We start from the raw sequence: 24,745 nt of genomic DNA on the forward strand, positions 1-24,745 counted from the left end.
CGACATGAAGGCCGTCGTAATGGCTGGAGGCGAAGGCACGCGCCTGCGCCCCATGACCTCGAGTATGCCCAAGCCGCTCCTGCCGGTTGTGAACCGGCCGATCATGGAGCATGTGCTGCGGTTGCTCAAGCGGCATGGGCTCACCGAGACCGTCGTCACCGTGCAGTTCCTGGCATCTCTCGTCAGGAACTATTTCGGGGACGGCGAAGAGCTCGGAATGGAGCTCACCTATGCCAATGAGGAGAAGCCACTCGGCACAGCCGGCAGCGTGAAGAACGCAGAGGAAGCACTCAAGGACGATGCTTTCGTTGTGATCTCCGGTGACGCTCTGACCGATTTCGACCTCACCGACCTCATCAATTTCCACAAGGAAAAGGGCGCGCTCGTCACGGTCTGCCTGACCCGCGTTCCCAACCCCCTTGAATTCGGCATCACCATCGTCGATGAACAGGGAAAGGTCGAGCGCTTCCTCGAGAAGCCCACCTGGGGTCAGGTTTTCTCCGACACCGTGAACACGGGCATCTACGTCATGGAGCCCGAGGTATTCGACTACGTCGAGGCCGATGTGTCGGTCGACTGGTCCGGTGATGTCTTCCCGCAGCTCATGAAGGAAGGCAAGCCGGTCTACGGCTATATCGCCGAGGGCTACTGGGAGGACGTCGGCACGCACGAGAGCTACGTCAAGGCGCAGGCCGACGTGCTCGAAGGCAAGGTCGATGTCGAAATCGACGGATTCGAGATCTCGCCCGGAGTGTGGGTCGCCGAAGGTGCCGAGGTCCATCCGGACGCCGTGCTCCGCGGTCCGCTGTACATCGGCGACTACGCCAAGGTCGAAGCCGACGTGGAGATGCGCGAGCACACCGTGATCGGCTCGAACGTCGTCGTGAAGAGCGGGGCCTTTCTGCACAAGGCCGTCGTCCACGACAACGTGTACATCGGGCCGCACAGCAATCTCCGCGGCTGCGTCATCGGCAAGAACACCGACATCATGCGGGCCGCCCGCGTCGAGGACGGCGCCGTCATCGGCGACGAGTGCCTCGTCGGCGAGGAATCGATTATCCAGGGCAACGTACGGGTCTATCCGTTCAAGACCATCGAGGCCGGTGCCTTCGTCAACACCTCGGTGATCTGGGAGTCCAGGGGGCAGGCACATCTCTTCGGCGCCCGTGGCGTCTCCGGCATCATCAACGTGGAGATCACCCCGGAGCTCGCCGTGCGGCTCGCGGGGGCGTACGCCACGACGCTCAAGAAGGGCTCGACCGTCACCACGGCCCGTGACCACTCGCGTGGTGCGCGAGCCTTGAAGCGGGCGGTCATCTCCGCGTTGCAGGCGAGCGCAATCGACGTACGCGACCTGGAGAACGTGCCACTGCCCGTCGCGCGGCAGCAGACCGCGCGGGGCAGCGCCGGCGGGATCATGATCCGTACGACGCCTGGCGTGCCGGACTCCGTCGACATCATGTTCTTCGACGAGCGGGGAGCGGACCTCTCGCAGGCCAGCCAGCGGAAGCTGGACCGGGTGTACGCGCGGCAGGAGTACCGGCGGGCGTTCCCCGGGGAGATCGGCGATCTGCACTTCCCGTCGAGCGTCTTCGACTCGTACACCGGTTCCCTGCTGCGGAATGTCGATACGACGGGGATTGCCGAGGCGGGGCTCAAGGTCGTCGTCGACGCGTCGAACGGCAGTGCCGGTCTGGTGCTGCCCAGCCTGCTCGGACGGCTCGGTGTCGACTCGCTGACGATCAACCCGGGGCTCGACGAGTCCAGGCCGACGGAGACGCGGGACGCGCGCCGGTCCGGGCTCGTGCGCCTCGGTGAGATCGTGGCGTCCGCGCGGGCCGCGTTCGGCGTCCGGTTCGACCCGGTCGGCGAGCGGCTGTCGCTGGTCGACGAGAAGGGCCGCATCGTCGAGGACGACCGTGCTCTGCTCGTCATGCTGGACCTGGTGGCCGCCGAGCGGCGCAGCGGCCGGGTCGCGCTGCCGGTGACCACGACGCGTATCGCCGAGCAGGTGGCCGCGTACCACGGGACGCAGGTGGAGTGGACGACCACGTCGCCCGACGACCTCACGCGGGTCGGACGGGACGAGGGGACCATCTTCGGCGGTGACGGTCGGGGCGGGTTCATCATTCCCGAGTTCAGCTCCGTCTTCGACGGCGCGGCCGCCTTTGTCCGGCTGATCGGGCTCGTGGCGCGGACGCAGCTGACCTTGAGCCAGATCGATGCGCGGATCCCGCGGGCGCACGTGCTCAAGCGGGACCTTGCGACTCCGTGGGCGGTGAAGGGGCTCGTGATGCGGCGGGTCGTCGAGGAGGCCGGCGACCGGTCCGTCGACACGACCGACGGTGTGCGGGTCGTCGAGGCCGACGGGCGCTGGGTGATGGTGCTGCCCGACCCGGCCGAGGCAGTCACCCATCTGTGGGCCGAGGGGCCCGACGACGCGTCGGCACAACAGCTGCTCGACGAGTGGGCGGCCGTCGTGGACAGCGCTGGTCGCTGAGCCGTCGTACGGGCCGGTCGGCGCCTGTCACGGGCGCCGACCGGTACGCCGGTGGGGCCATTCGGAGGTAGGGGCCAGCACGTGCGACGATGTGCGGCATGCCTCAGCAGCCCCCCGATCGGAGCAGTCCCTCACGCCCCGTGAGCCCCAGGCGTCTCGACGCCTCCATGTCGCTGCTGACGAACGTGATGGACCACAGCCTCGACGACGGATACGCGGAGGCGGCGGCCCGTAAGAAGGCCGAGGGCAGCGGAGGCATGCCGCGCACCCTGCGGGCCAAGCTCGGGCTCGCGGCGGGGCTCGTCCTCGCGGCGCTCGTGGTGACGGTGGGGGCGGCGCAGGCGCGGGTCGCGGCGCCGGTCGTGGCGAAGGAGCGCGAGGAGCTCATCGCCCGTATCGACCGGGAGACGGCGGCCGCGGACAAGCTCGAGCGCAGGGTGGACACGCTCCGTAACGACGTGAGCGACCGCCAGCGTGAGGCGCTGAAGAAACACGGCGGCGACAAAGGCGAGTTGGTCGGTCTGCTCTCCGGGGCCACGGCGGTGCACGGTCCGGGAGTGAAGCTGGTCGTCGACGACGCCAAGGAGGCCGACCAGGGCGGAGGGGGGCCGCGCGAGAGCGCCGGCTTCTCGGACACCGGGCGGGTGCGCGACCGGGACATGCAGCGGGTCATCAACGGGCTCTGGCAGTCCGGTGCCGAAGCGGTCGCCATCAACGGACAGCGGCTGACGGCCCTGTCCGCGATCCGCGCGGCAGGTGACGCGATACTGGTCGACAACAGACCGCTCGTGCCGCCGTACACGGTGCTCGCGGTGGGGGACGGCCAGCGGCTGAGTACCCGGTTCCAGAACAGCCCTGACGGCCTGTACCTGCACGCCCTGCAGGAGAACTTCGGGATCCGGACCAGCATTTCCGCCCAGGACGACGTCCGCCTGCCCGCAGCGCCGAGCGTGACCGTACGTACAGCACAGCCGAGAACAGAGAAGGGCACATCGTGATCGCCGTACTGGGCCTCGTCGTGGGAGTTGTGGTCGGACTGTTCGTCCGGCCCGAGGTTCCGGCGGTGGTCGAGCCCTATCTTCCGATCGCCGTGGTGGCGGCCCTCGACGCGGTGTTCGGGGGCCTGCGGGCGATGCTCGACGGGATCTTCGACGACAAGGTCTTCGTCGTGTCGTTCCTGTCGAACGTCGTCGTGGCGGCCCTGATCGTGTTCCTGGGCGACAAGCTCGGCGTGGGCGCGCAGCTGTCCACCGGCGTCGTCGTGGTGCTCGGAATCCGCATCTTCTCCAACGCGGCCGCCATCCGGCGGCACATCTTCCGGGCGTGAGGCCGATGTCCGAGGACGAGAACAAGAACAAGAACGACGAGCAGCACCGCCTGCGCAAGGAACTGCCGGACGAGGTCGCTCCCGAAGCGGCGGACGGCGCAGACGGCGCTGACGATGAGGAAACGCCGGCCGCGGAGACGAAGAACCCGTCACTGACCGGACGTCAGCGGCTGGCCAAGGGTCTGTGGCCGCCGCGGGTCTCCCGTGCGCAACTCATCGTCGCCGTCCTGCTGTTCGTGCTCGGCCTGGGCCTGGCCATCCAGGTCCGGTCCAACAGCGACAGCAGCGCGCTGCGCGGCGCACGTCAGGAAGATCTCGTACGCATCCTCGATGAACTGGATGACCGTACTCAGCGTCTGGGAGATGAGAAGCAGCGTCTCGAGGGGCAGCGCACCGAGCTGGAGAACAGCTCGGACCAGGCCGAGGAGGCCCGCAAGCAGACGGTCGAGAGGGAACGGCAACTCGGCATTCTGGCGGGCACCGTGGCGGCGCAGGGCCCCGGGATCACGCTGACGATCACCGACAAGAAGGGCGCGGTGCAGGCGGACATGCTGCTCGATGCGATCCAGGAGCTACGCGCGGCGGGTGCCGAGGCGATCCAGGTGAACGACGTCCGGGTCGTGGCCGACACGTATTTGACGGATGCGAGCGGCGGGAAGGTGAGTGTGGACGGTCACAAGATCGGCGAGCCTTTCGTCTTCAAGGTCATCGGCAAGCCGCAGGACCTGGAGCCGGCGCTCAACATCCCTGGTGGGGTGGTTCAGACTCTGGAGAAGGAGCAGGCCACCGTTACCGTGACACAGGCGCAGAAGATCGTCGTGGACGCCTTGCGACCGGCGAAGCGGCCTGACTACGCTCAGTCGTCGTCCCAGTGAGACGGGGGCGCATGGCGGCGTTCCGGCCAGGGCATGAGGTTGCGGGGGGTCGGCGCACCGTAAGCGGGGTGCGTGGTGGAAACTGTTTGGCGGATACGGACGTTGTGAGGATGTCTGTGTCGCCGATGTACGGCGGTGTGTGCAATCAGGGTTCGTCCTGCCCCACGGGCGGGTCTGTTTCGGTCAAGGGGAATCGCCCGTGAAGTTGTTTGCGAAGTTGTTCGGCAAGAGCGCACGTGAGGACAGCGGCAACGCCAATGCCACTGCCCGCCACCGTGCACCGCGCACCCAGGACGTGGAGGTGCAGGGGACGGAGCGTCCGCTGTTCCGCGATGAGGTCGGTCCTCAGGGTGGTGACATTTCGGGCGGACAGGGCGCGTCGTCTGTTGACCCTGCCGCGTCCGGCCGCATAGGTTTCGGGGAATCGTCAACCTCAAGTGCGGGTGGAGGGTTTACCCCCGATCCGTATGCGTCCCATGCCCCCGCGGGGCAGCAGCGGCAGGAGGATCCGTCCATGTCGGCACTGGTGTGTACGAGGTGCGGAAACCGCAACGCCGAGGCGAGCCGGTTCTGCTCCAACTGCGGGGCGCCTCTGCGCGCCGCAGCCGAGCGTCCGTCCGAGACGACCTCGACGATTTCCATTTCGGGCCTTGAGGCCTACGACGCCGAAGTCACCGGTCAGACGCTGTCGCCGGCGCTCTCCCCGGAGGCGCAGGCCGCTGTCGACGCCCTGCCGCTCGGCTCGGCGCTCCTGGTGGTGCGACGCGGTCCGAACTCGGGCAGCCGCTTCCTCCTCGACGGCGAACTGACCACGGCGGGACGGCACCCGCAGAGCGACATCTTCCTTGACGACGTGACCGTTTCGCGCCGCCACGTGGAGTTCCGTCGCGGTGCCGACGGCGCCTTCACCGTCAGCGACGTGGGCAGCCTCAACGGCACGTACGTCAATCGGGAGCGGATCGACTCGGTCACGCTGTCGAACGGCGACGAGGTGCAGATCGGCAAGTACCGGCTGGTCTTCTACGCGAGCCAGCGGGGCATCTGACCTGTCAGGAAGGTCCATGCTTCAAACACCGAAGGGCGGTGCCGGTCACGGCATCGCCCTCACGGACAGTCGGCTGATGAGCATCGGCACCGTGCTGAACGTGCTGCGCGACGAGTTCCCCGAAGTCACCATCTCCAAGATCAGGTTCCTGGAGTCGGAGGGGCTGATCGAGCCGCAGCGAACCCCCTCGGGGTACCGCAAGTTCGGCCCGGACGACGTCGAGCGACTCGCCCACGTACTGCGTATGCAGCGGGACCACTACCTGCCGCTGAAGGTCATCAAGGAACAGCTCGACGCCCTGGAGCGGGGAGAAGCGATCACGCTGCCCTCTCCGGGACGGCAGGGCGACGGCGAGGACGGCAGGGCCCCGGAGGGCGGCGAAGGGCCGACAGTGGCCCGTGTGGGCCGTGACGAGCTGCTTGCCGCCGCCGGCATCGAGTCTCCCGAGCTCGACGAGTGGGAGTCGTACGGCCTCATCGCGCCGCTGCCCGACGGCGGATACGACGCGGAGGCGGTCACCGTCGCCGAGCTGGTCATGGAACTGGGCCGCTTCGGGATCGAGCCGCGGCATCTGCGGGCGATGAAGGCCGCGGCTGACCGGGAGGCCGGTCTGGTCGACCAGGTCGTCGCGCCGCTGCGACGGCACCGCAATCCCCAGACCAGGGCGCATGCGCAGGCCCGCGCGAAGGAGCTGGCGGGGCTGACGGTGAAGCTTCACGGCGCGCTTGTGCAGACCGCGCTCGGCGTGCGTCTGCCTTGATCCGAGGGGTGCGCGCTCGGTGTGCGTCCGGCGATCGAAGGGTGCCCGACTACCCAAACCTGCCGGGCACGTCCTAGGGTTGCTGTGTGAACGAGCTCGACGTCGTAGGTGTCCGGGTCGAAATGCCCTCCAACCAACCGATCGTGCTCCTGCGTGAAGTGGGAGGCGACCGTTACCTCCCCATCTGGATCGGACCGGGGGAGGCGACGGCCATCGCCTTCGCACAGCAGGGCATGGCCCCCGCGCGCCCGCTGACGCACGACCTTTTCAAGGACGTGCTGGAGGCGGTCGGGCAGGAGCTCACGGAAGTACGCATCACGGACCTGCGCGAAGGCGTCTTCTACGCGGAACTGGTGTTCTCGAGCGGGGTCGAGGTCAGTGCCCGCCCGTCGGACGCCATAGCGCTCGCGCTGCGCACCGGTACGCCGATCTACGGCAGTGACGGTGTGCTCGATGATGCCGGGATCGCGATCCCGGATGAGCAGGAGGACGAGGTGGAGAAGTTCCGCGAGTTCCTCGACCAGATCTCGCCTGAGGATTTCGGGACCAACAGTCAGTGACGACGCGAGCGGCCGTCGCAAGGCGGCCGCTGCCGCGCCGGGGGCCCGGCCGGACCATTCGGCTAGCCTTTCCCCGCGGTGAGGCACGGGAAACCACTCGTAGGGTGATTATCACTCGGCGTGCCGAGTGTGGCGATCGTTGACGCACCCCTGGTGACTGCCTACCGTCGAGAAGGCAGGTCAAAGAGGAGGTCGGCGTGAGAAGCAGCGGCGACGGTACGGCTGGGGGCGGCGGACACAGTCCGGCGGAGAGCGGCCCGTACTCGCTTCACGGCCACGCGGCCGGTCACATTCCGCGTCGGCCGACGGTGTTGCCGGTGGTCGCTCAGGGGGATGACGACGCGACGCCCGAGCAGGTCGGATACCGGGGACCCACCGCGTGCGCGGCGGCCGGTATCACCTATCGGCAACTGGATTACTGGGCGAGGACCGGACTGGTCGAGCCGAGTGTGCGCCCGGCCCACGGGTCGGGGACCCAGCGGCTCTACAGCTTCCGGGACGTCGTCGTCCTGAAGATCGTGAAGCGGTTTCTGGACACCGGTGTCTCACTGCAGAACATCCGCACCGCGGTGCAGCATCTGCGCGAGCGCGGCTTCAGCGATCTGGAGCGGCTGACCCTCATGAGCGACGGCGCCACGGTCTACGAGTGCAGCTCGCCGGCGGAGGTCCACGATCTGCTCCAGGGCGGTCAGGGAATCTTCGGTATCGCTGTCGGTGTGGTGTGGCGGGACGTCGAGAGCGCCCTGTCGCAGCTGCACGGGGAGCGCATCGACACCGGCGAGACGCTCCTCGGGAACAACCCGGCGGACGAGCTGGCGAGACGGCGCCACCGCGCGGTGTGAGCGGGGCCGATGCGTCAGCCGGGGCATTGTCAGTGCCGTAGGGCAGCATCGGACATGTGAGAACCGCGCCCACGATCCTGCATCTCGACATGGATGCCTTCTACGCCTCGGCGGAGCAGGCATCGAAGCCGAGTCTGCGCGGGAAAGCCGTGGTCGTGGGCGGGATCGGGCCTCGTGGGGTGGTGGCCACCGCCTCGTACGAGGCCCGGGTGTTCGGGGTGCACTCGGCGATGCCTATAGGGCAGGCGCGCAGGCTCGCGCCCAATGCCGCGTATCTCGTGCCGCGCTTCCAGCTGTACCGGGAGGTCAGCGAGCAGGTGATGGGGCTGCTGCGGGAGTTGTCGCCGCTCGTGGAGCCGCTGAGCCTCGATGAGGCGTTCGTCGATCTGGAGGCCGGTGAGGCGGCCTGGGACGCCGCGTCGGCGCGGCTCGTCGGTGAGCGGCTGCGGGACGAGATCAAGGCCGTGACTGGTCTGACCGGGTCGGTGGGGCTCGCGGCGTCGAAGATGCTGGCGAAGATCGCCTCCGAGGAAGCGAAGCCGGACGGTCTGGTGCTGATCGTGCCCGGCACCGAGCGCGCCATGCTCGGGCCCATGTCGGTGCGCACGCTGCCCGGCGTGGGGCCGGCGACCGGGGACCATCTGAGACGTGCCGGGATCACCACGGTCGAAGAGATCGCCGAGGCAGGCGAGGACGAGCTCGTACGGCTGCTGGGGAAGTCGCACGGGGCGTCGCTGTACGCCATGGCCCTCGCGCACGACGACCGGCCCGTGGTCGCCGAGCGTGACGCCAAGTCGGTGTCGGTCGAGGACACGTACGACGTGGACATCCACGACCGGGTGCGGGTGCGGACCGAGGTGCAGCGGCTTGCGGAGCGGTGCGTGCAGCGGTTGCGGGGGGCGGAGCGGTCCGGGCGGACCGTGGTCCTCAAGGTGCGGCGCTACGACTTCTCCACGCTGACGAGATCAGAAACGCTGCGCGGGCCCACCGACGACCCCGCCGTGGTGCGGGAGGCGGCCGCCCGGCTCCTGGAGTCCGTGGACACGACGGGCGGGGTGCGGCTGCTCGGCGTGGGGGTAACAGGCCTGGCCGACTACACGCAGGAGGACCTGTTCGCGCAGGCGCGGGCGCAGGCCGAGGCCGATGCGCACGCGGCCGAGGGGGAGCGTGAGGGCGAGGCGGAAGGTGCGGGTGGTGCGGGGGACGAGGGGCAGGCGGCTGCCGAAGAGGTCGCCGAGGCCGCGGACCGGCGCTGGGTGGCCGGGCACGACGTGCGGCACGAGCAGTTCGGGCACGGGTGGGTGCAGGGCAGCGGGCTCGGGCGGGTGACCGTGCGCTTCGAGACGCCGTACTCGGAGCCGGGGCGGGTGCGTACGTTCCGGACCGACGACCCCGCGCTCGTACCGGCGGAGCCGCTGCCGCTGGTGGAGGGCGGGGCCGGGCGCTTTGCGGCGCGGGAGCCGGATGCCGGGTCAGGTGTCGTCTGACGGGCGGGCGATCTTGCCGAATTCGCGGTCCTCAGGGGGTTCGGGGTCGTCCGGGGCCGAGATGTCGAGACCGTAGTGGTGGTAGAGCTGGAGCTCCTGTTCGGGGGAGAGGTGACGGCCGACCCCGAAGTCGGGGGCGTCCTTGATCAGGGAGCGTTCGAAGGGGATGCGCAGGGTGCCCTCCACCAGCTCGCTCGGCTCCAGGGGGACGAAGGCGTCCCGGCTGAACAGGCCAGTGCGTATCGCCGCCCACTCGGGGACACCGGTCGCGTCGTCGAGATAGACCTCGTCGACGGTCCCGATCTTGGCTCCGTTGCGGTCGAACGCCTTGCGGCCGATCAGGTTGCGCGGATCGACATCGGTCTGCACGGGGCCCTCCAGCTGCTCGCAACTCATCCGTAAGCACTACCAAAGTGCACATTGGGGAAGGCGGCCACTCGAGGCTGGGGGTGTTGTTGCCGCTGGTAGGCTGGCGATGGCTGCTGACCCCGTGCGGGAGAGTCCTCCGGATGACACCGGAGGCGCCGAAGGAGCAACTCCTCCCCGGAATCTCTCAGGCCCCTGTACCGCACGGACGAGGTCACTCTGGAAAGCAGGGCGGGCGTTCAGGCCTCCGCTCTCACCGACGGTGAAAGTCGTCATGCCCTTCGTGATGTGGGGTGTGCCGGTGAAACTCTCAGGTTGAGATGACAGAGGGGGAGGCCGTCCGGGCACCCGCGCCGTGGTGCCCCTCGCAGGTCGCAATGACCAGGAGGCCTCGCCAATGACCGCCAACCGTATTCCGCTCTCCCAGCTGGAGCAGGGAATCCCCTTCGAGCAGCGCCATATCGGTCCGGATGAAGCAGCGCAGGCCAAGATGCTCGCGCAGGTCGGGTACGGCTCGCTCGACGAGCTGACGGCGGCCGCGGTCCCGGACGTGATCAAGAGCGCCGAGGCGCTCGATCTTCCCGGGGCCCGCACCGAGGCCGAGGTGCTCGCAGAGCTCCGCTCCCTCGCCGACCGCAACCAGGTCCTCGACTCGATGGTCGGACTGGGCTACTACGGCACGTTCACGCCGCCCGTCATACTGCGCAACGTCATGGAGAATCCGGCCTGGTACACGGCGTACACGCCCTACCAGCCGGAGATCTCGCAGGGCCGGCTCGAGGCGCTGCTCAACTTCCAGACGATGGTCGCCGAGCTGACCGGCCTGCCTACCTCGGGCGCCTCGCTGCTCGACGAGGGCACGGCCGCGGCCGAGGCCATGGCGCTGTCCCGGCGCATGGGCAAGATCAAGAACGGCGCCTTCGTGGTTGACGCGGACGCGCTGCCGCAGACCATCGCCGTGATCCGGACGCGTGCCGAGCCGACCGGTGTCGAGGTCGTCGTCGCGGACCTGTCCGAGGGCATCCCGGCCGAGGTCGCCGAGCGCGGCGTCGTCGGCGTCCTGATCCAGTACCCGGGCGCCTCCGGTGCCGTCCGCGACATCAAGCCCGTCATCGAGCAGGCCCACGAGCTGGGCGCCGTCGTCACCGTCGCCGCCGACCTGCTCGCCCTCACGCTGCTGACCTCGCCCGGTGAGCTCGGCGCCGACATCGCCGTCGGTACGACGCAGCGCTTCGGTGTCCCCATGGGCTTCGGAGGTCCGCACGCCGGCTACATGGCCGTACGCGAGAAGTTCGCGCGCAGCCTGCCCGGCCGCCTCGTGGGCGTCTCCGTCGACGCCGACGGCAACAAGGCGTACCGCCTCGCGCTGCAGACCCGTGAGCAGCACATCCGGCGCGAGAAGGCCACCAGCAACATCTGTACCGCTCAGGTGCTGCTCGCCGTCATGGCCGGCATGTACGCCGTCTACCACGGGCCGGACGGCCTCAAGGGCATCGCGCGGCGCACGCACCGGTTCGCGACGCTGCTCGCCGAGGGCCTCAAGGCCGGCGGTGTGGAGGTCGTGCACGGCGCGTACTTCGACACCCTGACCGTGAAGGCCGCGGGCCGGGCCGCCGACGTCGTGAGCGCCGCGCGCGAAGGTGGCGTCAACCTCCACCTCGTGGACGCCGACCATGTGTCAATCTCGTGCGACGAGACCACGACGCGTACCCAACTGGGCGCCGTCTGGACCGCGTTCGGTGTCGAGGCCGATGTCGACGCGCTCGACGCGGCGGCCGTGGACACGCTGCCCGCGGGCCTCCTGCGCGGCGACGACTACCTGACGCACCCCGTGTTCCACACGCACCGCTCCGAGACCTCGATGCTGCGCTACCTGCGCAAGCTGGCCGACCGTGACTACGCGCTCGACCGCGGCATGATCCCGCTGGGCTCCTGCACGATGAAGCTCAACGCGACGACGGAGATGGAGCCGGTCACCTGGCCCGAGTTCGGCCAGCTGCACCCCTTCGCGCCCGCCGAGCAGGCGCAGGGCTACCTCACGCTCATCCGTGAGCTGGAGGAGCGCCTCGCGGAGGTCACCGGCTACGACAACGTGTCGCTCCAGCCGAACGCCGGCTCGCAGGGCGAGCTGGCCGGTCTGCTCGCCGTCCGTGGCTACCACCGCGCCAACGGCGACGACCAGCGCACCGTCTGCCTCATCCCGTCGTCCGCGCACGGCACGAACGCCGCGAGCGCCGTGATGGCCGGCATGAAGGTCGTCGTCGTGAAGACGGCCGACGACGGCGAGATCGATGTCGCGGACCTCCGCGCCAAGATCGAGCAGTACGCCGACGAGCTCTCCGTCCTGATGATCACCTACCCGTCCACGCACGGTGTGTTCGAGGAGCACGTCGCCGACATCTGCGCGCAGGTGCACGACGCCGGCGGTCAGGTCTACGTCGACGGCGCCAACCTGAACGCCCTGGTGGGCCTCGCCAAGCCGGGCCACTTCGGCGGCGACGTCTCGCACCTCAACCTGCACAAGACGTTCTGCATCCCGCACGGCGGCGGCGGCCCCGGCGTCGGCCCGGTCGGCGTCCGCGCGCACCTCGCGCCGTACCTGCCCAACCACCCGATGCAGCCCGCCGCCGGACCCGAGACCGGCGTCGGCCCGATCTCCGCGGCGCCGTGGGGCTCCGCGGGCATCCTGCCGATCTCATGGGCGTACGTGCGTCTCATGGGCGGCGAGGGCCTCAAGCGGGCCACGCAGGTCGCGGTGCTCAGCGCCAACTACATCGCCAAGCGGCTCGAGCCGCACTTCCCGGTGCTGTACACGGGCCCCGGCGGCCTCGTCGCGCACGAGTGCATCATCGATCTGCGCCCGATCTCCAAGGCGACCGGCGTCAGCGTCGACGACATCGCCAAGCGGCTCATCGACTACGGGTTCCACGCGCCGACCATGTCGTTCCCCGTGGCCGGGACGCTCATGATCGAGCCGACCGAGAGCGAGGACCTGATCGAGCTCGACCGGTTCTGCGAGGCGATGATCGCCATTCGCGGGGAGATCGAGAAGGTCGGTTCGGGCCGGTGGCCCGCCGAGGACAACCCGCTGCGCAACGCGCCGCACACCGCGGCCGCGCTCGGCGGTGAGTGGGAGCACGCGTACAGCCGCGAGGAGGCCGTCTTCCCCGCCGGTGTCGTGGCCGCCGACAAGTACTGGCCGCCGGTCCGCCGCATCGACCAGGCGTACGGCGACCGGAATCTCGTCTGCTCGTGCCCGCCCATGGACGCGTACGAGGACTGATACTCACGCTGACATGCGTCAGGGCCGGTTCCGGGGTTTCCCGGGGCCGGCCCTTTCGTACTGGGGACGCCGTCGGCGTCCGGATGCGCTCAGGCTGCGGTCACGACGTGCACCGGGCGGTGCGGAGCGATGATCTGGCCGTTGGGCAGCAGCTCACCGGTGTCCTCGAAGAGCAGGACGCCGTTGCAGAGCAGACTCCAGCCCTGTTCGGGGTGGTGGGCCACAGGGAGCGCGGCCTCGCGGTCGGCGGAGTCTGCGGACGGGCACGGTGGCTGGTGCTGGCACATGGATGGGATCTTTCCCTGTGAAGTGATGTCGGTGATGGGTGTGATGTCGCTGTCTGTCCTGCGGCTCGAAGCGTTGTTCATGGCCGCCCCCCGTTTGTCGGTCGGTCCGGAACCCAGTGTTGCCCCACGGGCGTCAATCCGCAGGTATTTCGTCGCAGCGGTCCTCACTGGATGAGGACGCGTCACCCGTGCGGACGGTTCACCCCAACTGCACTGTCCCTTCGGGTGGTTCGGGGTGGCCTGACCGGGCTAGTCCGGACGTGCCCGCGCGGGCACGGCTGCGCCCCGCGACCGGTCGGCATCGGCAGCGGGGCGCGGGCGCGTCGGACGGCCCGGTCGCGTCAGGCGGGTGAGCCCAGAAGTGGTGCGGGGGTCAGTCGATGGGTGAGGACGGGCAGCAGTTCGGCGACCCGGTGGGGGCGGTGGGCGGCGATGCCGGGCGGCGCGGGCGCGAGCGGGACCAGGAGGTCACTGGCCGCGGGATGTCCCGTGGAGGCGTCGGCGTTGCAGTCCCCGTGCAGCCAGAGGGTGAGCATGTACAGCTCCGGGACCGAGAGCAGGCGCGGTTGGTAGGCCGCGGGCATGGACTCGGCCTGGCGCAGCGCGCGTTCGGTGGCCGCGACGTACGGGCCCTCGAAGAAGTGCGAGAACGCCCAGCCGTCGGCGGTCAGCATCGTGTCGGCGGCGGCGACCGCGCGCTCCCCGCAGCGGATCAGGAACCGCCAGCCGGCGAGTCGGGTCGGCGAGGGGCCCGCGCTGCCCGTGACCCGGTCCAGTACGTGGACGGGCAAGGGGAGTTCGGGGCTCGCCGGTCCTTGGGCGGAGCGCAGGGAAGGGGTGCGGGCCTCGCGGACTGCGGTGGGGGAACCGAGGGCCGTGAGGACGGTGCGCAGGGCGGGCGCGGGAGCCGGAGGGACATGCAGCGGCATGGTGGGTCGCCTCTCATTCGACAGGCACGGTGGATCGAGGGCGTGGCGGGACGAGCGGACGGCGCTGTCTGCTGACCGGGCCAGAGGGGGCGGGGGCAGGTACCGCGAGCGCCAACTCTCTGCCTCGTTCGCGAAGTTTATACGACACGTGTTCACGCAGTGTTTCGGCTAGCTGTCGCGAAAATGCTCGGCAAGGCGTTATCCGGTCGCCGAGATGAGGGAAATCTCCCGATTTCCAGCGGGGTTGGGTTCGTGACCTCGTAATCTTCACGGCAAGCGGACGGCCGATTCTCGTCGGTGTTTATCACCAGGCTAGGTGGAATCGACTCCTCGACATGCTGCATGCCCCGTGAATGTGCCCCGTGACAACTGCTGCGAGCCTACTCGCCCGCGGCGAAGAGCGGGGCGTTATCGATCACATTGCCTGGGCATCATCCACCGTGACACAGCGGCCGGGCGGCCGTGTCGTCCATGTGAGGAGGGACGCTTCCATGGGGGAGAAGGTCGTGGCGGGCGCGTTCGACCTGTCCGATCGGCGGCACTACCGCAGGAAGCTGCAGCAGTGTCTGGCGGGGCTGGCGAGACTCCTGGAGGAGGAGAGGTTCGATCGTCCGAGGAATCTGATGGGCCTGGAGATCGAGTTGAATCTCGCGGGGCCCGACGGCATGCCGAAAATGATGAATGCGCAAGTTCTCGAGCGCATCGCGAGCCGTGATTTCCAGACCGAACTCGGAATGTTCAATCTGGAAGTGAACATTGCCCCCCATCGATTGGAAGGCCGCGTTCTCGACCGGCTCGCCGAGGAGCTCAGGACCGGCCTCGCCTATGCCCACCGGAAAGCGAACGAGGTGGACGCCGGGATCGTGATGATCGGCATTCTCCCGACGCTCGTGCCCGATGATCTCGTCTCCGCGAACCTGTCGGACGTGGACCGCTACAGCCTCCTCAACGACCAGATGGTGGCCGCGCGCGGCGAGGACTTCGTGGTCGACATCGACGGGGTGGAGCACCTGCGCTGCAGCTCGGGGTCCATAGCGACCGAAGCGGCGTGCACCTCCGTGCAGTTGCACCTCCAGGTCACGCCCGCCCGCTTCGCCGACGTGTGGAACGCGGCGCAGGCCGTCGCGGCCGTGCAGGTCGCGGTCGGCGCCAACTCTCCGTTCCTGTTCGGACATGAGCTGTGGCGCGAATCGCGGCCGCCCCTGTTCCAGCAGTCGACCGACACCCGCCCGCCCGAGCTCCAGGCCCAAGGGGTCCGGCCGCGCACCTGGTTCGGCGAGCGCTGGATCAGCAGCGCGTACGACCTCTTCGAGGAGAACCTGCGCTACTTCCCCCCGCTGCTGCCCCTGTGTGACGACGAGGAGCCGCTCCGCGTCATCGACGACGACGGAGTGCCGGCGCTCGGCGAGCTCGTCCTGCACAACGGCACCGTCTACCGCTGGAACCGGCCCGTGTACGGCATAGCCGACGGCATGCCGCACCTGCGCGTGGAGAACCGCGTTCTGCCCGCGGGCCCCACCGTCACCGACGTCATCGCGAACGTCGCCTTCTACTACGGCGTCGTACGCGCCCTCGCCGAGGACGCCCGCCCCGTCTGGACCCGGCTGCCCTTCGACGCGGCGGCCCGCAACTTCGACGAGGCCTGCCGGTACGGGATCGAGGCGCGCCTCGACTGGCCGCGCCGGGGCCGCTTCGGCGGGGTCGAGAAGGTGCCCGCCGTCAACCTCGTACGGGACGAGCTGCTGCCGCTGGCCGCTGCCGGGCTCGACGCCTGGGGGGTCGAGGCGGCCGACCGTGACTTCTACCTCGGGGTGATCGAGGAGCGCTGCCGGCGGCGGGTCAACGGGGCCTCGTGGCAGGCGGCCACGTTCCACTGCGCGCTGGAGAGCGGCCTGGAGCGCGACGCGGCGCTCGCGGCGACCACCCGGCGCTACTGCGAGCTGATGCACGCGGGCGACCCGGTGCACACGTGGCCGGTGGGGCTCCCGGCGCCGGCGGTGCAACTGGGCTGACCGGCGCGGCGGTTCAGCCCGGGTTCAGCCCTTGGCGCCCGCCTCCACGATCGCCTTGAGGATCACCGCGTGGATCTCGGCCGGGTCGCTGACCTGGTGCCCGGAGCCGCCGGTGGCCCCGGCGATCTGCTCGACCTCGTCCTTGTCCGCGTCCGGGCCGACCGCGATGGCGATGAGCGGCACCGGGTGCTGCGGGTCGGCGAGGCTCTGGAGCCGTGAGACGAGGTTGCTGCGCGAGATGGACCCGGGGTCCTGGTTCGCGCCGTCGGTCACGACCACGAGGGCGTTGAACTTGCCGTTCCGGTAGGAGGAGGTGGCCTCCTCGTAGGCCGCGAGCGTGGTGTCGTAAAGACCCGTGGCGCCGCCCGGCACGGGCTGCAGGCCGCTGAAGGCCTCGGACAGCTTGTCGCGCTGGGTGCCGCCGCCCTTGCGGTCGCCGAGGCGCTCGGTGGGTACGAGCTTGCGGTAGTCGCGGGTCCCGTCGAGGAGCGTGGCGAACTCCCACAGGCCGATCTCGTCCTCGGGCGTGAACGTGGCGAGCGCCTGGAGCATCGAGGCCTTCGTGACCTCCATACGGGACTGGTTGCGGCCCGGCACATAGTTCGCCATGGAGGCGGAGGCGTCCACGACGACGGTGATCCGGGCGCTCTGCACCGTGATCGTCCACATGCCGAGGGTCTCCTGGAGCTCCTTGTCCGTCGGCGGCTCGGAGTCCGACGCCGCGTACGGCTGCGGGCTGCGGCCGCCTGCCCCGGCGACCAGCGCGTCCGAGGGCTCCTCGTCGTCCGTCCTGAAGCCGTGCTTGTCCAGGATCCTGATGCCGGCGTCCTCGCCGAGCAGGGTCATGAAGCGGATCGCGGCCCGTCGCTCGTCCGTCGACTTGACGCCCTCGTCGACCAGCGCGAACGGGTAGTCCAGCTGCGGCGAGCCGTCCTTCGGGTAGAAGAGTTCGAGCCCGTCCTTGTCGCCGGCGGTCGCGTTGTACCGGAACGAGGACTGCTCGGAGAGGATCAGCGCCTGATTGCGGCGCGGATTGCCCTGCTCGGTGCCGGAGGAGTCGCGCGCCAGGGTGTCGGTCAGCTGGCCGTCGCTGTCGGTGGTGCGCTGAGAGAGCGCCTTGGCCATGGCGGCCGCCTGGGTGTCGCCCTCCGACCCGGACTTCTTGGCGGAGGCGCCCAGCTGGGTCAGGGCGAGGAGACCGGTCGCGCTGCGCGCGGGGTCCGCGGTCCCGAGCCGCAGCTTGTCGCCCTCCATGGCCGCGCCGGTCAACTGCGCCCAGGTGTACTTCTTCGCGGGCCAGCCCATGCTCTTCGCGGCCGACGGCACCATGCTGATGCCGATGGGGGAGGAGGCTATGTTGCCCATCGCCGTGACCGGAGTGGCGTTCCCGCCGAGGCCGGCGCGCTGGATCCACAGACTCGAATCCGGCACCCACGCCTCGTAGTCCCCGGTGCCCTTGCGGCCCTTGCGCAGGGCATCGGCGATCTTGTACGAGTCGCCCGCCTGCACGCGGGTGTCGAGGCACTGTCCGTCGGAGGTCAGATGGTTCTTGCGGGCGAGGTCCGCGGCGTCGCGCAGTGCGGGGGCGATGTCGGGCGAGGCGGCGATGTCGAGGTGGACCGTCTTGCCGTCGCAGGCCCCGCCGAAGGAGAGCAGGCCGTTCCTGGCCGCCAGAGCCGTGCCCCCGGCGACCACGAGGACCAGGGCCGTGGCGATGGCGACGGTCCGGCCGCGCGTGCGAGGGCGGGGGGCGACCGGGTCCGTCCCATACTCGTCGGGCAAGCTGTGACGTCCCATGCGGTGGTGCCCTTCCTCGGGTCCCGGCCCGACGGAAGGGGAGAGGTACACCAAAGAACGGCCTTCGTCCCCCCGGCCTGTCGCGCGCGATCTTCGTACCTGTATTCGAGACCCTAGCGGGGCTGAGTGGGGGATGAGGCGGGATTACTCAACTGGAGGCAGGTGTGCAGGCGGAGGCGGGTGCGGTGGCCGATTCTTTTCCGAACGAGCGGCTCTCGCGACAGATTCTTCGGAACGAGACACTGCTCGTCCTGGCGCTCTCGCTCGGTGCGAGCGGAGTGTCCGCGCTGATCAGCTTTGTCGGATCGGTCACCAAACCGGGGGGTCTGAAGGACCAGGCGGCGACCCTGAACGCCTCGGCGGCTCCCGGGCGGCCGTGGCTTGATCTGGCATGGCAGTTGTTCGGGATCGCGAGCGCGCTCGTCCCGGTCGCGCTCGTCGCGCACCTGCTGCTGCGCGAGGGTGTCGGGATGCGGACGATCGGCTTCGACCGTACGAGACCACTCTTCGACGCGACCCGCGGCGCGGTGATCGCGGCGGTCATCGGCAGCACAGGCATCGCCTTCTACCTGGCGGCCCGTGGCCTCGGCTTCAACCTCACGGTGGTGCCGGAGGCGCTGCCCGACGTGTGGTGGAAGTTCCCGGTCCTGATTCTCTCGGCGATCCAGAACGCCGTCCTCGAGGAAGTGATCGTCGTCGGCTATCTGCTGCGCAGGCTGGGGCAGTTGGGCTGGACGCCCGGCACGGCGATCGTGGCCAGTTCGGTGCTGCGCGGCTCGTACCACCTCTACCAGGGCATCGGCGGCTTCTTCGGGAACCTCGCGATGGGCCTGGTCTTCGCGTATCTGTACCGGCGGTGGGGGCGGGTCGGGCCGCTGGTGGTGGCGCACTCGCTGCTCGACATCGGCGCGTTCGTCGGATATGCGCTGCTCGCGGGGAAGGTCGGGTGGCTGCCCACGGCGTGAGGCCGGGGCGGGTGCCGGAGGCAGGGGGCGTACGAGATCTTCGTACGCCCCCTGCGGCGTGAAAGGCCCTAGGCGAGCAGGTCGCCCTCGATGACCGTGACGGCGCGGCCGGTCAGCAGGGTGCGGGCGCCGCGCAGTTCGGTGCGCACGAAGCCCGTGCGGGCGGAGGCCTGGAGGCCGGTGAGTTCGGCGCGGCCGAGGCGCGCGGACCAGAACGGCGCGAGGGCCGTGTGGGCGCTGCCGGTGACCGGGTCCTCGTCGATGCCGACGCGCGGGAAGAAGCAGCGGGAGACGAAGTCGTAGGCGCCGTCGGGGTCCGCGGCGCGGGCGGTGGCGATCACGCCGCGCTCCGAATGGGCGGCGAGTGCCTTGAGGTCGGGTGCGAGGGCGTGCACGGTCTTCTCGTCCGCGAGCTCGATGAGCAGGTCGCCCACCTGACGGCCCGTGTCGTGCACCGAGAGCGGCTCGGCGCCCAGGGCTGCCGCAACCCCTTCGGGGCTGTCGATACGGGTCAGGGGCGCGGTCGGGAAGTCGAGCGTGATCGTGCCGTCCTCGCGCGGGGTCGCGACGAGCACGCCGCTGCGGGTGGCGAAGCGGACCGGGCCGTGGGTCGCGCCGGTGCTGTGCAGCACGTGCGCGGTGGCCAGGGTGGCGTGGCCGCACATGTCGACCTCGGTGGCGGGGGTGAACCAGCGCAGCGCCCAGTCCGCGTCGCCGCCCGGGGGCAGCGGGTGGGCGAAAGCCGTCTCGGCGTGGTTGACCTCGGTGGCGATCGTCTGGAGGCGGGTGTCGTCGGGGAAGGCGTCGAGGAGTAGTACCCCGGCGGGATTGCCGGCGAAGGGGCGGTCGGTGAAGGCGTCCACGATTCGAATGCGCATGGGGCCGACGCTACGGGGACGGCGAAAGCGCAGGCCAAGGCCAATTCGGAAGAGCTGGACCGGCCGAGGGTTGTCAGCCGAACAGTTCCGATATATCGTTGACGCATCGCGACCGATCAACGATGGAAGGAATGATTGCGATGCGTTCCCATGGCCACGAGCATGAGCACGGACACGGACATGGACAGTGCGGGCCCGGCCATCCCGGTCGGGGCGGCTTCGAAGGGCGGCGCGCCGCCTTCGGCCCCTTCGGGCCGGGCTTCGGTCCGGGACCCTGGGGCGGCGGCGGGCGCGACGGCCGGGGCGGACCTCGTGGAAGGGCACGACGCGGCGACGTACGCGCGTCGATCCTGGCCCTCCTGAAGGACCGTCCGATGCACGGCTACGAGATGATCCAGGAGATCGCCGAGCGCAGCGGCGGGGCGTGGAAGCCCAGCCCGGGTTCGGTGTACCCGACCCTCCAGCTGCTGGAGGACGAGGGCCTCATCGCCAGCGAGAGCGAGGGCGGCAAGAAGCTGTTCGCGCTCACCGACTCGGGCCGTTCCGCGGCCGACGAAGGACCCGACGCCCCCTGGGAAGAGGCCGGGCGCGGGGTCGACTGGGACACCCTGAACGAGATCCGGCAGGCCGGCTTCGGTCTGATGGAGGCGTTCGGGCAGGTCTGGAAGACCGGCAGCAAGGAGCAGCGCGAGAAGGCGCTGACCGTCATCAACGACGCCCGCAAGAAGCTGTACCTGATCCTCGCCGACGAGGACTGACGTCCTCGGGGTGATGCCCCGTACCGACAGATGAAGGCGCCCCGCACCGAGTGTGCGGGGCGCCTTCGCGTGTTCGCCGGCGTGTCCGGCTCAGGCGACGAGGCCGGCCAGTTTGCGCAGCGACTCGTTGAGCGCGGCGGTCGCCGAGTCCTTGAGCTTGCCCGCCATCAGGGACACCGCGGCGCCGGTGAACTCGCCGTCGATGCGGACCGTCGTGCCGTCGCCGTCCGCGGTCAGGGTGTAGCGCGTGCCGACGTTGACGCCCATCGGACCCTTGCCCCTGATGGCGAGGGTGCGGGTGGTCTCCAGGTCCTCGACGGTCCAGGTCACCTCCGCCGGGAAGCCCATGAGCTTCATGTTCTCCTCGAACGTGCCGCCCACTTCGAGCGCCGTGGGGGCGCCCTTCGGGAAGCTCGTGTGTGTGGCGTTCCACTCCCCGTACGCGGTGAAGTCGGTGAGCTGGGCCCAGACCTTCTCCGCGGGCGCCCCGATCCGTGCTTCCGCGCTGACTTCGGCCATGCGACCACCCCTTCTCGACGAGAGCTGCGGCGGGCGCAGCCGTGGTGTCGCGGAAAGTAGCCGCAGGGCCTCGAACATTCAATACTGATGAAGTGTCAGAAACAGCTGGGGGAGGAACCGCGGTCAGCCGAGCTTCTCGATGACCGCGGCGTCAAAGAGGTCCGGGGCGCGCGGGAACGGCCCCTCGTCGTGGCAGTGCCAGGCGTCCCAGAACAGGTCGGCGAGCAGCGCGTCGTCAGGTGCGTACACCCGGTACACGTACTGTCTGCCGTCGATCGCTGGCAGGGCCACGAGCCAGCACCTGCTCTTCATACTTGTGAAGGACGAGTTCCGGTACGTCTGCGGTTGCGTGAGGGGCGCAATGCAAGGCGGCGCGCGCCCCTCGGGGTAAAAAGGCGCGATCTCATCCGTAAGGAGGAGAACCCGCTCATGCGTGCCCACCTTGTGTCGGACGTGGAAATGCTTCCCGCCGGGGATGCCCGGCCGGACAGGGGCTGATGAGGTGGGAGATGTGCAAAGCCCTACCCCGTCCGAGGCCGCCGCAAGCGGCCACAGCCGTGCAGATGTTGACTCCAGGCTCAGTCCCGAGCTCGCCTCGGTGGTGGCCGGCGCGCGCCGCAGAGCCGTCCGTGACGGGGACCGCCAGATCGACACCGCGCATCTCCTGCACTCGCTCCTCGAGACCGACCCGCAGGTGCGCGAGGCCTTCGACGGCGGACCGCAGCTCGCCCGCCTCCTCGGCTACCTCGTGCAGCGGAGTATCGGCTACGGCCTCCAGTGGCAGGGCAGGGTCGAGGACTCCGGAGCCGTGCCCGTCGTGACGGGGCTCGGCTGGTCGCCCACCGCGGCCGCCGCGATGGAAGCCGCGCTCGACCGCGCCGAGCGCCGCGGCGACCCGCGTGCGCGCGGCGTCGACCTCCTCGCCTCGCTCGCGGCGGACCGGGAGTGCCGCGCCGTCGAGGTGCTCGGGCGGGCCGGGGTCGATGCGGAGAGCCTGCGGCGGCATGTCGAGGCCGGGTGCTGAGGCGAGCGCCTTCGGGCTGAGGTGAGCGCTTCGGGTTGAGGTGAGCGCTTCGGGTTGAGGCGAGCGCTTTCGGGCTGAGGCCCGGCTTTGTGTCGAGGCCCGGCTTTGTGTCGAGGCTTGGTTCTGTTTGGGGGTGCGGCTCCTGAGGTCGTGCCCCCGTTCGTCATGCCCGGCGCGTCCGGCACGTGAGACAGGGGTCATCGGGGATGACGGTCATGACGCCGGCTGTCATGATGTGCCGGTGCATGCGTCTCAGGGGATTCAGGCGAACCGCGGGCGAGGTGTCGGACTGGGGCTCGCCCTTGTCTCGGCGCTCGCCTTCGGCGGTTCCGGTGTGGCGGCGAAGCCGCTGATCGAGGCGGGTCTCGACCCGCTCCACGTGGTGTGGCTGCGCGTCGCCGGCGCCGCGCTCGTCATGCTGCCCGTCGCCTGGCGGCACCGCGCCCTGGTCGTCCAGCGGCCCGCGCTGCTCGCCGGTTTCGGCCTGCTCGCCGTCGCCGGTGTACAGGCCTGCTACTTCGCCGCGATCTCCCGTATCCCCGTCGGTGTCGCGCTCCTCATCGAGTACCTCGCCCCCGCGCTCGTCCTCGGCTGGGTGCGTTTCGTGCAGCGCAGGCCCGTGACGCGCGCCGCCGCGCTCGGCGTGGTCCTCGCCGTCGGCGGCCTCGCCTGCGTCGTCGAGGTGTGGGCGGGCCTCAGCGTCGACCTGATCGGCCTGCTGCTCGCCCTCGCCGCCGCCTGCTGCCAGGTCGGCTACTTCGTCCTGTCCGACCAGGGCAGCGACGCGGGGGACCGGGCGCCGGACCCGCTCGGCGTGATCGCGTACGGGCTGCTCGTCGGCACCCTCGTCCTGACGGTCGTGGCGCGCCCCTGGGGCATGGACTGGTCCGTGCTCGGCGGCAGCGCCTCGATGAACGGCACCTCCGTGCCCGCGTGGCTGCTGCTCTGCTGGATCGTGCTGATCGCCACGGTCATCGCCTACGTCACCGGAGTCCTCTCGGTGCGCCGGCTCTCGCCGCAGGTGGCCGGGGTCGTGGCCTGCCTGGAAGCGGTCATCGCGACCGTGCTGGCCTGGGTGCTCCTGGGCGAGCATCTGTCGGCACCGCAGATCGTCGGCGGCGCGGTCGTCCTGGTCGGTGCGTTCATCGCGCAGTCCTCGGCTCCGGCGAAGCCCGAGGTCGTCGCCGTTGCCGTTGAGGCTGCCTCGGACAGGGCTGCCTCGGACAGGGCTGCCCCGAACGAGGCGTCCCCGGAGTCGCCGGATATGACGTTGTCCGGCCGTGGCAGCGCGAACTAAGGTGTTGATCATGCATTCACGCGCACTCGTGCTTCCGCCCCCGGTCGCTTGACGCGGGCGGTGGCCGTCCGGAGCATCGCGCTCCGGCGGCCCATCTGACGAAGATCCGGCTCGGGACGACCCGAGCGGGTCACGGCTGCCCGCAGACGACAGTCCGTGTCCCTGCCCCGCCCCCATCCATGGGGCGCGGAGGCCATTCCTCGTGGAGAACCACGTGTCGCACACTGTCGCGGCTGACTCAGCCGACACCTCGTCCCGTACGTCGCCCGCCGGAGCAGCACCGCTGTTGCCCGTCGGGCGCGGGCTCCTCTACCTCGTCGTCGCCGGCGCCGCCTGGGGCACCGCGGGCGCGGCCGCCTCGCTGGTCTTCCGGGCCAGTGACCTCGGCCCCGCCGCCCTGTCGTTCTGGCGCTGCCTGGGCGGCCTCGCCCTGCTGCTCGTGGCGCGGGCCCTGCGACCGCGCAGGACCCGGCCCGCGGCGGAACCGCGCCTGCGCAAGGCGGTGCGGATCGTCGTCACCGGGATCGCCCTGAGCGTCTTCCAGACCGCGTACTTCGCGGGGGTCCAGGCGACCGGACTCGCCGTCGCCACCGTGGTCACCCTGGGCGCGGGACCCGTACTCATCGCGCTCGGCGCGCGCCTGACCATGGGCGAACGCCTCGGCGGCGGCGGGCTGCTGGCCGTCCTGGGCGCGCTCGCGGGCCTTACCGTCCTGGTGCTCGGCGGCGGGGGCGCGGCCGTGCGTCCCGCCGGGGTCGCCTGGGCCCTGGTCTCCGCGGCCGGCTACGCCGTGATGACCCTGCTGACGCGGTGGTTCGGGCGGGACGGCCGGTCGGGCGATCAACTCGACACGTCCGTCCTGACGTTCGCCGTCGCCGCGGTGAGCCTCCTGCCGCTCGGCGCGCTGGAGGGTCTGGTGCCGCACACCTCCCAGCCGCTCCAGGTGCTGGGGATGCTGGTCTACATCGCGTCAGTACCTACTGCGCTCGCCTACGCCCTGTACTTCTCGGGCGCCGCGGTCGTCAGGTCCGCGACCGTCTCGGTGATCATGCTGCTCGAACCGGTGAGCGCCGCCGTCATCGCGGTCGTGCTCCTCGGTGAGCGGCTGACCGCGCCGACGGTGGCGGGCACGGTCCTGATGCTGGCCGCGGTGACCGGGCTCGCCGTCGCCGAGGCGCGCGCGAGGTAGCCGGGGAGGGCGCCCCGGTGCGCGTACCGACGCTCACCGGGGCGG

23 protein-coding genes and 1 riboswitch are annotated in these 24,745 nt (G+C 70.0%); of the genes, 16 read left to right on the top strand and 7 right to left on the bottom strand.

The window, feature by feature from the left end:
* Positions 1 to 4: 4 nt before the first annotated feature.
* The 9 genes from OHA58_RS31110 to OHA58_RS31150 all read left to right on the top strand — a co-directional run bounded on the left by OHA58_RS31110 (position 5) and on the right by OHA58_RS31150 (position 9,396).
* Positions 5 to 2,500, top strand: a complete 2,496-nt coding sequence (locus OHA58_RS31110; RefSeq protein WP_405482868.1) for a sugar phosphate nucleotidyltransferase — start codon at positions 5 to 7, stop codon at positions 2,498 to 2,500.
* Positions 2,501 to 2,589: 89 nt separating this feature from the next.
* Entirely contained in the window at positions 2,590 to 3,498 is a 909-nt protein-coding gene (locus OHA58_RS31115) for a DUF881 domain-containing protein (protein WP_405482870.1), read from the top strand.
* The gene (locus OHA58_RS31120) at positions 3,495 to 3,827 is read left to right on the top strand and encodes a small basic family protein (RefSeq protein WP_100597644.1); all 333 of its coding nucleotides are present in this window, start codon (positions 3,495 to 3,497) and stop codon (positions 3,825 to 3,827) included. The genes OHA58_RS31115 and OHA58_RS31120 overlap by 4 nt, the downstream gene beginning before the upstream one ends.
* A 5-nt stretch (positions 3,828 to 3,832) precedes the next feature.
* Positions 3,833 to 4,702 (top strand): DUF881 domain-containing protein, encoded by an 870-nt coding sequence (locus OHA58_RS31125; protein WP_405482872.1) that lies wholly within the window; start codon positions 3,833 to 3,835, stop codon positions 4,700 to 4,702.
* Between the two features lie 199 nt (positions 4,703 to 4,901).
* Entirely contained in the window at positions 4,902 to 5,747 is an 846-nt protein-coding gene (locus OHA58_RS31130) for an FHA domain-containing protein (protein WP_405482873.1), read from the top strand.
* A gap of 16 nt (positions 5,748 to 5,763) precedes the next feature.
* On the top strand, positions 5,764 to 6,507 hold the full coding sequence (locus OHA58_RS31135) for a MerR family transcriptional regulator (RefSeq protein ID WP_405482874.1): 744 nt from the start codon (positions 5,764 to 5,766) through the stop codon (positions 6,505 to 6,507).
* Positions 6,508 to 6,593: 86 nt separating this feature from the next.
* Positions 6,594 to 7,067, top strand: coding sequence for a bifunctional nuclease family protein (locus OHA58_RS31140; RefSeq protein ID WP_100597640.1), 474 nt, complete (start codon positions 6,594 to 6,596; stop codon positions 7,065 to 7,067).
* Positions 7,068 to 7,264: 197 nt separating this feature from the next.
* On the top strand, positions 7,265 to 7,909 hold the full coding sequence (locus OHA58_RS31145) for a MerR family transcriptional regulator (protein WP_405482876.1): 645 nt from the start codon (positions 7,265 to 7,267) through the stop codon (positions 7,907 to 7,909).
* 56 nt (positions 7,910 to 7,965) lie between these two features.
* On the top strand, positions 7,966 to 9,396 hold the full coding sequence (locus tag OHA58_RS31150; RefSeq protein WP_405482877.1) for a DNA polymerase IV: 1,431 nt from the start codon (positions 7,966 to 7,968) through the stop codon (positions 9,394 to 9,396).
* Here OHA58_RS31150 and OHA58_RS31155 read toward each other — a convergent pair.
* Entirely contained in the window at positions 9,382 to 9,765 is a 384-nt protein-coding gene (locus OHA58_RS31155) for a PRC-barrel domain-containing protein (RefSeq protein ID WP_405485269.1), read from the bottom strand. The genes OHA58_RS31150 and OHA58_RS31155 overlap by 15 nt on opposite strands.
* A gap of 114 nt (positions 9,766 to 9,879) precedes the next feature.
* Positions 9,880 to 9,975: riboswitch (glycine riboswitch) on the top strand.
* 184 nt (positions 9,976 to 10,159) lie between these two features.
* Here OHA58_RS31155 and gcvP point away from each other — a divergent pair.
* Positions 10,160 to 13,045, top strand: a complete 2,886-nt coding sequence (gene gcvP, locus OHA58_RS31160) for an aminomethyl-transferring glycine dehydrogenase (protein ID WP_405482879.1) — start codon at positions 10,160 to 10,162, stop codon at positions 13,043 to 13,045.
* 89 nt (positions 13,046 to 13,134) lie between these two features.
* On the opposite strand, the gene OHA58_RS31165 is transcribed toward gcvP, so the two are convergent.
* Together OHA58_RS31165 and OHA58_RS31170 are read right to left on the bottom strand one after the other, a co-directional pair.
* A complete protein-coding gene (locus tag OHA58_RS31165; RefSeq protein ID WP_165914281.1) occupies positions 13,135 to 13,332 on the bottom strand; it encodes a DUF5999 family protein in 198 nt (65 codons plus the stop codon).
* A gap of 341 nt (positions 13,333 to 13,673) precedes the next feature.
* Positions 13,674 to 14,261 (bottom strand): hypothetical protein, encoded by a 588-nt coding sequence (locus OHA58_RS31170; protein ID WP_405482880.1) that lies wholly within the window; start codon positions 14,259 to 14,261, stop codon positions 13,674 to 13,676.
* Positions 14,262 to 14,752: 491 nt separating this feature from the next.
* Between OHA58_RS31170 and OHA58_RS31175 the strand changes: the two genes are divergently transcribed.
* On the top strand, positions 14,753 to 16,273 hold the full coding sequence (locus OHA58_RS31175) for a glutamate-cysteine ligase family protein (protein WP_405482881.1): 1,521 nt from the start codon (positions 14,753 to 14,755) through the stop codon (positions 16,271 to 16,273).
* Positions 16,274 to 16,297: 24 nt separating this feature from the next.
* Here OHA58_RS31175 and OHA58_RS31180 read toward each other — a convergent pair whose 3' ends face one another.
* Positions 16,298 to 18,070, bottom strand: a complete 1,773-nt coding sequence (locus OHA58_RS31180) for a substrate-binding and VWA domain-containing protein (RefSeq protein WP_405482882.1) — start codon at positions 18,068 to 18,070, stop codon at positions 16,298 to 16,300.
* 164 nt (positions 18,071 to 18,234) lie between these two features.
* Here OHA58_RS31180 and OHA58_RS31185 point away from each other — a divergent pair, with 164 nt between their 5' ends.
* A complete protein-coding gene (locus tag OHA58_RS31185; RefSeq protein WP_405482883.1) occupies positions 18,235 to 19,035 on the top strand; it encodes a CPBP family intramembrane glutamic endopeptidase in 801 nt (266 codons plus the stop codon).
* 68 nt (positions 19,036 to 19,103) lie between these two features.
* Here OHA58_RS31185 and OHA58_RS31190 read toward each other — a convergent pair whose 3' ends face one another.
* Entirely contained in the window at positions 19,104 to 19,913 is an 810-nt protein-coding gene (locus OHA58_RS31190; protein WP_405482885.1) for a PhzF family phenazine biosynthesis protein, read from the bottom strand.
* Positions 19,914 to 20,053: 140 nt separating this feature from the next.
* On the opposite strand from OHA58_RS31190, the gene OHA58_RS31195 reads away from it, so the two are divergent.
* The gene (locus OHA58_RS31195; protein WP_405482886.1) at positions 20,054 to 20,671 is read left to right on the top strand and encodes a PadR family transcriptional regulator; all 618 of its coding nucleotides are present in this window, start codon (positions 20,054 to 20,056) and stop codon (positions 20,669 to 20,671) included.
* A 90-nt stretch (positions 20,672 to 20,761) separates the two neighbouring features.
* On the opposite strand, the gene OHA58_RS31200 is transcribed toward OHA58_RS31195, so the two are convergent.
* Both OHA58_RS31200 and OHA58_RS31205 read right to left on the bottom strand, forming a co-directional pair.
* Positions 20,762 to 21,190, bottom strand: a complete 429-nt coding sequence (locus OHA58_RS31200; protein ID WP_116500040.1) for an SRPBCC family protein — start codon at positions 21,188 to 21,190, stop codon at positions 20,762 to 20,764.
* Positions 21,191 to 21,313: 123 nt separating this feature from the next.
* A complete protein-coding gene (locus tag OHA58_RS31205) occupies positions 21,314 to 21,481 on the bottom strand; it encodes a hypothetical protein (RefSeq protein ID WP_405482888.1) in 168 nt (55 codons plus the stop codon).
* A 220-nt stretch (positions 21,482 to 21,701) separates the two neighbouring features.
* Here OHA58_RS31205 and OHA58_RS31210 point away from each other — a divergent pair, with 220 nt between their 5' ends.
* From OHA58_RS31210 to OHA58_RS31220, 3 genes are all read left to right on the top strand, one after another.
* The gene (locus tag OHA58_RS31210; protein WP_405482889.1) at positions 21,702 to 22,214 is read left to right on the top strand and encodes a Clp protease N-terminal domain-containing protein; all 513 of its coding nucleotides are present in this window, start codon (positions 21,702 to 21,704) and stop codon (positions 22,212 to 22,214) included.
* A gap of 235 nt (positions 22,215 to 22,449) precedes the next feature.
* The gene (locus OHA58_RS31215) at positions 22,450 to 23,511 is read left to right on the top strand and encodes an EamA family transporter (RefSeq protein ID WP_405482890.1); all 1,062 of its coding nucleotides are present in this window, start codon (positions 22,450 to 22,452) and stop codon (positions 23,509 to 23,511) included.
* Between the two features lie 283 nt (positions 23,512 to 23,794).
* On the top strand, positions 23,795 to 24,700 hold the full coding sequence (locus tag OHA58_RS31220; protein WP_405485271.1) for a DMT family transporter: 906 nt from the start codon (positions 23,795 to 23,797) through the stop codon (positions 24,698 to 24,700).
* The last annotated feature ends 45 nt before the right edge of the window (positions 24,701 to 24,745 follow it).

This window comes from Streptomyces sp. NBC_00009, from assembly GCF_045040855.1.
Lineage (GTDB): Bacteria > Actinomycetota > Actinomycetes > Streptomycetales > Streptomycetaceae > Streptomyces > Streptomyces aureus.